7 protein-coding genes are annotated in these 7,961 nt (G+C 59.4%); 2 read left to right on the forward strand and 5 right to left on the reverse strand.

What is annotated here, in order from left to right; all coding sequences use genetic code 11:
* Window positions 1-105 precede the first annotated feature (105 nt).
* Window positions 106-1,038 carry an ApeA N-terminal domain 1-containing protein gene (locus KGA66_RS26830; protein WP_211471993.1) on the forward strand — a complete coding sequence of 311 codons (933 nt, stop codon included), beginning with the start codon at window positions 106-108 and terminating at the stop codon, window positions 1,036-1,038.
* 777 nt (window positions 1,039-1,815) lie between these two features.
* Here KGA66_RS26830 and KGA66_RS26835 read toward each other — a convergent pair.
* The 4 genes from KGA66_RS26835 to KGA66_RS26850 all read right to left on the reverse strand — a co-directional run bounded on the left by KGA66_RS26835 (window position 1,816) and on the right by KGA66_RS26850 (window position 4,939).
* Window positions 1,816-2,607 (reverse strand): hypothetical protein, encoded by a 792-nt coding sequence (locus KGA66_RS26835; protein WP_211471995.1) that lies wholly within the window; start codon window positions 2,605-2,607, stop codon window positions 1,816-1,818.
* A gap of 325 nt (window positions 2,608-2,932) precedes the next feature.
* Complete coding sequence (locus KGA66_RS26840; protein WP_211471997.1) at window positions 2,933-3,238, reverse strand: helix-turn-helix transcriptional regulator; 306 nt, start codon at window positions 3,236-3,238, stop codon at window positions 2,933-2,935.
* 83 nt (window positions 3,239-3,321) lie between these two features.
* Window positions 3,322-3,507 carry a hypothetical protein gene (locus KGA66_RS26845; protein ID WP_211471999.1) on the reverse strand — a complete coding sequence of 62 codons (186 nt, stop codon included), beginning with the start codon at window positions 3,505-3,507 and terminating at the stop codon, window positions 3,322-3,324.
* Between the two features lie 1,099 nt (window positions 3,508-4,606).
* Entirely contained in the window at window positions 4,607-4,939 is a 333-nt protein-coding gene (locus KGA66_RS26850; protein WP_211472001.1) for a type II toxin-antitoxin system PemK/MazF family toxin, read from the reverse strand.
* Between the two features lie 158 nt (window positions 4,940-5,097).
* Between KGA66_RS26850 and KGA66_RS26855 the strand changes: the two genes are divergently transcribed.
* Complete coding sequence (locus KGA66_RS26855) at window positions 5,098-6,480, forward strand: IS701 family transposase (RefSeq protein WP_211472003.1); 1,383 nt, start codon at window positions 5,098-5,100, stop codon at window positions 6,478-6,480.
* 243 nt (window positions 6,481-6,723) lie between these two features.
* Here KGA66_RS26855 and KGA66_RS26860 read toward each other — a convergent pair.
* Window positions 6,724-7,961 (reverse strand): hypothetical protein (locus KGA66_RS26860; protein WP_211472005.1); only part of this gene is annotated, 1,238 nt, incomplete at its 5' end.

Consider the following 7,961-nt stretch of genomic DNA (forward strand, 5'->3'; position numbering starts at 1 on the left):
AGTTCTGTGAGAAGACTCGATTCAAGGGCAGGGGCCGTCGTGCTGTCCAGGGTTTCCGCGTAAGTCACAGCCTGTGAATTATGCCGCCCACCTGCGACTACACGAATGAGGCTTTTGAATAATCCTCAGGGCATCAAGACGGAATTTCTCGCGAAGGCTACGAACGCTGGTGAGGCCGTTGTAACGTTAATGGGGTGTAAAGTTGACGACCAGGATATTGCTTTAGAAGATGGCGCAACGCTTTATCTTAAACAGAGGCTCGGTGTCTCAGGGGACGGTGTTTCGTCCCGCGCGATTGTGCAAGACTTTGCATTTGAGCTTGAAGTAGCAAACCTAACTCCAGTGGAAGAATTACTCGAGGTTGCCAGCGATTTTCAAGACTTGATCTCCATTGCTACCAGCCGTAACGCCGCTTTCAGTGGAGTGGCGTTTCGCCACCCAGAGGTTAAGGGTCGCAATGATGTATATCGGGACATTGATTACTCGGCGGAATGGGTGGCGCAACCTGATGACCTCGGGGCTCCGCGGCCTCTGGTATTCACATTGGACGCAATGGGTGGTGTTCCAGCGTTGGCCAGATGGGCAGCTGAATCCAGAAAGTATCGCAGCGAGCTTGGTCGTGTAATGTCAACCCGCTATGTGAAGTCGATGTACGTATCCGACAAACTGCTCAACCGTGTTGCCGCACTTGAGTCTTTTGACCGTGCACTTACTGGTCGCACTAACGATACACTGAGGAACAGACTGAAGCGGAGCGCGGAGCGTGCTGGCGCCGAGTTTAAGGCAATGATTGGCGATATTGATAAGTGGTCGATGATCGTGAAGTCCGATAGGAATGACGTCGCGCATCATTTGGGGCAAGGCCGAGAAGGTGCTGTCCAATACTTCCTAGCAGAGTCTGCATACTGGCTCTTTGTTATGAATATGCTGAGAGTTTGCGACGCGCCTCAGACTGTATTTGATTCCATTGCTAAGTATCGCGAGTTCTCGATGCTGTGTGATCGCGTACCTGCCTTAGTGCAGGCCACAATGCCATAGTCTTTGAGCGAGACGTTCTGTATGAGCCTCACTGGCTGTTGTGGAGTTATCAGCCCTCGGCTGCCGACTCCGCGACAACCCGAGCGAATACGCGGGTACGTGCGCCCGGTTGAGCTGTGACGTTGGGCAGAAGAACAATTTGCGCCGTGTTGTTCAAGCCTGGCACCGCTTGAAGCTTTCCAGGTTCGACATGTGTCACCTTCGCCGACAGCACCTATCTTGAACTAGTCCGAGGGGGACCGTCTCAGTTCCGATACTGAGAAATTGACGAGCTCGGCGGCAGCTTCACGGCATGCCATGACGCGCGCCTGAGCCCCACTACAGGACCCGATGCTGTTGGCAAGGTCGATGGTGGCGCTGCGGCTTCTCGGCGGGCGTCGACCGCGTGAGTGGCGAGACAGGCCCGGTCCGGCGCCAGGGGGGAGAGCGCCGGACCGGGAGGACTCGCCCGCAAGACGGGTGGGGGTCCCGCGGGGAGCACCTGCCGCACCCGCGGCATCACCTCGATGCTAACGTCGGCCACGCTGGTTCCCGGCCCGTGCGCCACGACAGAACACGTAGAACTCGCACTCATGCGCGCACGCCGCGAGCGCTTGTGTGAACTCGCTGACGTACCGCACGTTATGAACGCGTGCCAGCATCGGGCAGCGCAGCAACGATCTTGATTGAGACGCGTGGTTGCGCAGGAGATTGTCCCGTCTCGCCGCAGTTACCCCTAGATCGCTCCGCAGTTCCAGGGGTGCAGTTGCATGGGCTTGGTCTCGCTGTCTCTTCTGACTACAGAGCGGGGGCGCGCTGCCAGGTCTGCGACACGAGGGTTCCTGCGGGTGTCCCAACAAGAAGTTCCTCCCAGCCGGCGTTGGTCATTGGCTTGATCCACCTGAACTTGTCGGTGAAGCCAAGGTTCGACGCAAGCCCGGCTGTGGTGAGAACAGTGAACTGCAGGAGCACGCTCACGGCGTTCGTCGCATGATGCGAGTGGATGACGATCTTTCCTGACGAGGTCTGACTGGCGATTCCCGGACATTTGACGAGCTTCTGATCCTTGTCCTGGTGGGCGAAGCCGTGACGTACCTTGACCATGGTGTCCAAGAATTGCGACGCCTGCGCTTTGGAAAGCTGAGTGGTTCCCGTGCGCCAAGTTCCAGTTCCGCCAGTCTCGATAGGCGCGACCTGGACCTGCCACTCCCAGTCGTCATGTGGGTCGTAGCGGAAAAACGTCCAGAACAGCTTCCGCAGATTATAGGGGCTAGGTGTCTGCACCATCCCATTCGATCCAGCGATGTTGTACCAGTTGTTCATTGGCGGCATCGCCTGTGGGTGGTGCTTCTGGGCCGTGATCGCCAGGTCCTCGCTGAAGGCTTCCAGGGCTCCGACAGCCGCGACGACCACGCCACGGTTCAACGCTGAGTGCACGACCCCAGGTTGCCCGTTTCCTCTCCCGGCCTGTGCCTGCCTAGCGGCAGTTAGCTGGGTCAGCCGCTCCTGGGTCGCCTGGTGAATCATCTGAGCGTCACGGAGATATCCAGTCATGGCATCGACAGGGGGCTGAAGGGGATTGAGTGCCATGTGATGCCCCTCAACGATGGAGTGCGCTGGGTCAGATCTTAGGAGCAATTGCAGAGGGACCGAGGCAACTCGCACGAGACAGGACAGAGATTCGGTTCTCTCGTCTGCCCAGCCGTCCCGGAGGGTGCCAGGCGTCAGCCCCATCATCAGGGAAAGCGCCTTGACAATGGGGCAGCCGCCCGGCAGCGGAAGCGCACGCCTGGCAGACGAGGGAGCAGAATCTCAGAGGACCTACAGCTAGCCCAGAACGCTGATAGTCCCGCACCGATAGAAATTTGCGCCACGACGCGGACCGAGGCTGGTTTGTCAGTCTCGTCATTGCGCTTTACGTTCTGATCTGAAGCCACCGATCGATGTCATGCTTGCGCCAATACAGCCGATACAGCAATCGATAAGGAGTTGGAAATGGTTTTCTCTTCGGCCCACCACGTGTCAGCCATCCAGTAATTGCTTTCGGGTTGACTCGCACGAGAGCTGCTGCGCCAGCGATGTCAACCCAGATGTCATCACCTTCAAGGTCGGGCAGGCCGAACAATCGTCCGGCGGGAATTGCCCTGCCCTCAATTAGGGCATCAGTCAGAGACTCATAGTGCATAGCGAGTGAAATCGACTCGCCAAAGCCAGTGTTCATGTGTCCTCCAGTGCAGTTTTAAAACTGCGAGCAGGGTATCAGGCTGCCGCCTCAGGGCGTAACCGGTTTAAAAGGCTGCGAGATTACTTACGAACTTCGCGCCGACCTGTGCCAAGTTCGCGAATCACATGAGCCATCTGGTCATTGGGAGTGTGCCTAAGCACTTCCCGCTTCCACTTGTAGTCCAGAATATCGCGCACGACAAGCCGCACGACGAACGCAACGGACGGAAGCGATCCCAATGAAGCCAGTTCACCGAGCATCTGCACCTGAGGCACTCCTGGAACTGGAAATAAATTAGCCCCACCATAATTTCCTGGTGAGGCATTTTCTCGGTAGCGTAGTGGGGCTACGCCCGGGCGACAGGCATCATCATGGGAATGAGGCCTGCACCGTTGGTTGGCCCAACGGAGTCTGAGAAACGAGATGAATATTACGCGCGAGCGGTAATTTACCTAAGCAGAGAAAGCAACGTTTCAAGTCTCAAGGTCGCATAAAAATAGCGGAGGCTAAGCCTCCGCTATTTTCGAAGTCGCTAGTCAAGGTCGAATGTAGATCGGCGCTCGTTTCAGGCCACGACGTGATCGACGCGTATGGAGTTCAGCTGTTGCAAGCTGAAGATACTTGTAGTACATGGCAGAGCCGCACCTAACGGGCGGATCAATGTGTGGGAATAGGGGCTCTCCGCTGCGGCATTTTTCACACTTGCTTACCGGCCCTACATGGCCAGCTGACCGAGACCGTCGAACCCAATCGTTGATCCGCTTTCGGTCAACCTGCATCCACCTACTAGCGCCCGCAGCAGTCGCCCAAATTTCGTCGCCGATGTCTACGATGGACCACTCAGCAGCTTCCTGCGAGTTGAAGCCAGTAGGCCTGGGTTTCATTCTTTCCCCGTCGCCGGTACGGCATGCTTGGGGGCGCCATCATCGGTCGCGTAGCAGACCGACTCGGCCGCATTTGGGCACAGTCGTACTGCTGACATCTATGGTGCGAAATAACGGCTTCATAGTCAAGTAGCGCCCGAACGATCTTCGGGGCGGCCTACTGTTCAACCCCTCTGAGCGTGTCATCGTGTCCGCGCTGAGGTCACATGCAAGTCGCTGCCGTCCGATCGCCGGTCCGGCATCCCAACCGGGCCTACGTGCTCCGCAGCGCTCTTCGATGCTGTGCACAGCGTGACTCATCCTTATGAATAGTTTTGCTGTTCACCTGGGTGAATGACCGCCTTGACATACCGCGCGCCGCCCGGCAAGGCATAGCCCGCCGCGTACGGAGACGACCGCCCTCAACCCCCGCCCTAGTACTCCAGTCGTAGATCGTGATCTGGGTTGCGCGCAGGTGGTTGTTCTTGCCGTCGGCGTGGGGCTACTCGAGTTGGGCGAGCCGAAGTGCGTCCGCGAGCTCGTGGAGTTTCGCCGGTGACAGTCTTCCCGCTTGCTCGATCAAGTCGTCGTGCGTCAAGGTGACCAGCCAGGTGCAGGGGATAAGTCCGGTGCGGGGCAGGGCGACACGTACGACGCCTTCGTTCGCAAGTCCTTCTTCATTGCCCAGTCTGACCTCGATGCAGACATCAGTGATGTCGATATCCGCGGGCGCGACTACCTGTATAGCCCGCAGGTCTTCGGCCCCGTCTCGTGACAGGAGCACCACCGGACGCTTCTCGTCGAGCAGTACCCACCACACTTCGCCACGTTCCATCGGTCCTCCCCGGTAGTCGGGCACCCCGTGGCAGTGTGCTTCGGTCGCAGATCGCAACTTGACGCGGAGTCATCCACGTTGTGCTGCAACGGATGTACGGTCAGCGGCTGCCTCGGGTGCGAGTGGGCGCGCGCTGGCCGCCCCGTGATCATGATGTTGTGACGCATAACGAAGACTGGGCGGCCTGCGCCGCCAGTGTAGATCCCGGGCTGATGGAAGCGGTATTCTCTGAGCTCGCAGCGGACCTGGCGCCGGTCTGCCGGCGCCGTGACCTGCGAGCCAATGCCCTGCTCTACCTGCGCGGCTTGTTGATGCCACAGGTCGCGGGGAACTGCTGGTCGATCGCGGAGGCAGTCGGCCTGGACCGGCCGTTCCGCCTGCACCACCTGCTCGAGCGCGCCTGCTTGGACGAGGACGCGGCGCGGGATGCGGTGCGCGCCTTCCTCGCCCGGCACCTCGGCGCCGACGACGGGGTGCTGATCTTCGACGAGACCGGTCAGGCGAAGAAGGGCACGGCCACTGCGGCCGCAGGCAGGCAGTACTCCGGCACGATGGGCCGGGTCGAGAACGTGATCGTCGCCGTCTACACGACGTACGCGACCGAGCGAGGCCACGCCTTGATCGACCGCGACCTCTACGTCCAAGCCGACTGGTTCGAGGACCCGGCGCGGATGGAGAAGGCGGGCTTCGGCGCAGACCACGCGTTCGCCACCAAGCCGGCACTCGCCCTCGCGCAGGCGAAGCGGACGCTGGCCGCCGGGATCAGACCAGCGTGGGCGGCGGGCGACGAGGTGTACGGGCGCAGCCGCGAGTTGCGCGAGTTCTTCGAGCACCACGGGATCGGCTACGTGTTCGCGGTACCCGTCGACCACCGGCTCACCACCTCCGGCGGCGTGCGCATGCGCGCGGACCATGCCCTGCACCTGGTCGAGGCGAAAGGGTGGAACCGCCGCTCGTGTGGCACCGGGGCGAAGGGGCCGCGCTACTACGACTGGGCGTGGATCGCCACCGACCACCCACGCCGCCGCCTTCTCATCCGCCGCTCAATCGCCGACCCGACCGAGATCGCGTACTTCTACGCCTACGCGCCCGAAGACCAGATCTGCTCCCTGACCGACCTGGTCAAGATCGCTGGGACGAGATGGAAGGTCGAAGGCGACTTCCAAGACGCAAAATCCACCGTCGCACTCGACCAGACCCAGGTCAAGCGCTACCGGGCGTGGAAACGGCATGTCACCTTGGCGATGGCGGCCCTCGCATTCCTCGCCGCGGTCACCGCCATCGAGCGGGCCGCACACCCCGCCCCCATCCTGCCCGAGGACCCCGATCAGCTCCCGCCGGCCGACTGCGGCACCATCGCGCTGACCGTGCCCGAGACCCGGCGCCTGTTCCACCTACTCACGACGCTCACCCGAGACCTGCCGCCGCACACCGTCCGCACCCGGATCACCCGACACCTCAACTGGTCCCACTGGCGACGACGCCACCAAGCCCTAGCCCGCTGGCACCACTACCGAACCCGCCTCGCCCTCATCGCGTGACACTGCGTCAGATCACGATCTACGACTGGAGTACTAGGCGCGGCCCGGCATGGTGGCCAAGCGGCTGTCTGTTCCTGCTGAAGTTGCGCGCCCCCGCAGGTTACCTGTCGCCTTCGGGACCGATGAATATTGGTGACAGATTTTGTCTTGTGGCGACTAGATCACTGACGCGGAAATATTAATAAAGATATGCACATTAGAGCGCGCTATCCGGCTGCCGTGTCGGTGAGCCGTGTTATTGCCTTAAGAGGGTGAAACAGATGGTGCCGGGCTTAAGTACTGCCCACATCCATTGATTGCATTCACGGGTCCAGCGATTTGAACGGATTCGGTGCTGCAAACGTATGGGCCGTATATCGACTCGTTGCTCTCAGTGGCGTCATCAATGAAGTTAACTGTAAGAGATAGTTGTTGATCAGAAATGTTCGCTAAATCTCCGTTAGGCTGAGATGGCGTGATTACTCCAAAGAAGATAATCCAGCCGGCTTCTTTCACTCGTGCGCCAGAATAGACCGAGTCTTTAATGTCGGAGTATCCAGTGCATTGGGCTCCGTCGGAGTAGTCAATCACTAGTACCGAAGAATCAAAGGTCATGGAACCCTTCACGAAAGTCGTAATCTCAATATTTTCGCGAAGTGATGATTCCAATGTAAAAGTGATCTGGAAAGGAACTGCCACTGCATGAGACAAATCGCCAGGAAATGTATTTGGGCCACAGCCGTTACCAACGGCTTCTGTAACTAAGCCTTCTTGAGAGGCTTGAGTTGATTGACCGAAATGGACGGTTCCGCTTAGCTTATTTCCACCCTGGGTGGTTTCAGTAAAGTATGCAGCGGGTTCGCTACTCACACTTACCTGCCCAACCTTCCGGGAAGGGATTGACGTAGAGCCAGGCAATGACCCAGGTATACCATCAGCACTTTGACCAGCACTATGAGAATTAGCTCCCGGTTTGGGATTTGGAGGCTGCATATTGATCGGCTTATCATAAATTGCGTACCCCCCTACACCGATGAGCAGTCCGCCTAACGACAGGACACCGATTGCTATTGCTCGATGTGCTGTGAGAAGTTGCCCGAGCCAAATGAAAAGGCCTCCGGCTGAGATCTTATTCTCGATCTTTCCAGTTTTCCCTCCAAAGTTCACTTCTCCAGAGTTCGAGTTCACCGCCAAGGAGTTTAGACCGTCCCCGGTGCTGATCGACCCGCTGTTGTCCCCGCCGATCGCCACCGACCGCTCGCCCGATGCCGTCACCACCACGCCACCCGCTGCCAGTAGCCCCGCGATCTCCGCCAGCAACTGCGGGTCCTGTGTCAGCACCTTGCGCACCTGCAACCGCAACCCCGCCAACGCGTCCGGATCCGCGGGAGCCTCGGCCAGCTCCGCCACCGCGGCCGCCACCGCTTCCGGCTGCTTCGCCCGACGCCACACCAAGTGCAGCAACCGCCGCCCCAACCCCACCGTCGCGTCAGCCGCCGCAC

The sequence above is a fragment of the Actinocrinis puniceicyclus genome (genome assembly GCF_018283645.1).
GTDB classification, from domain to species: domain Bacteria; phylum Actinomycetota; class Actinomycetes; order Streptomycetales; family Catenulisporaceae; genus Actinocrinis; species Actinocrinis puniceicyclus.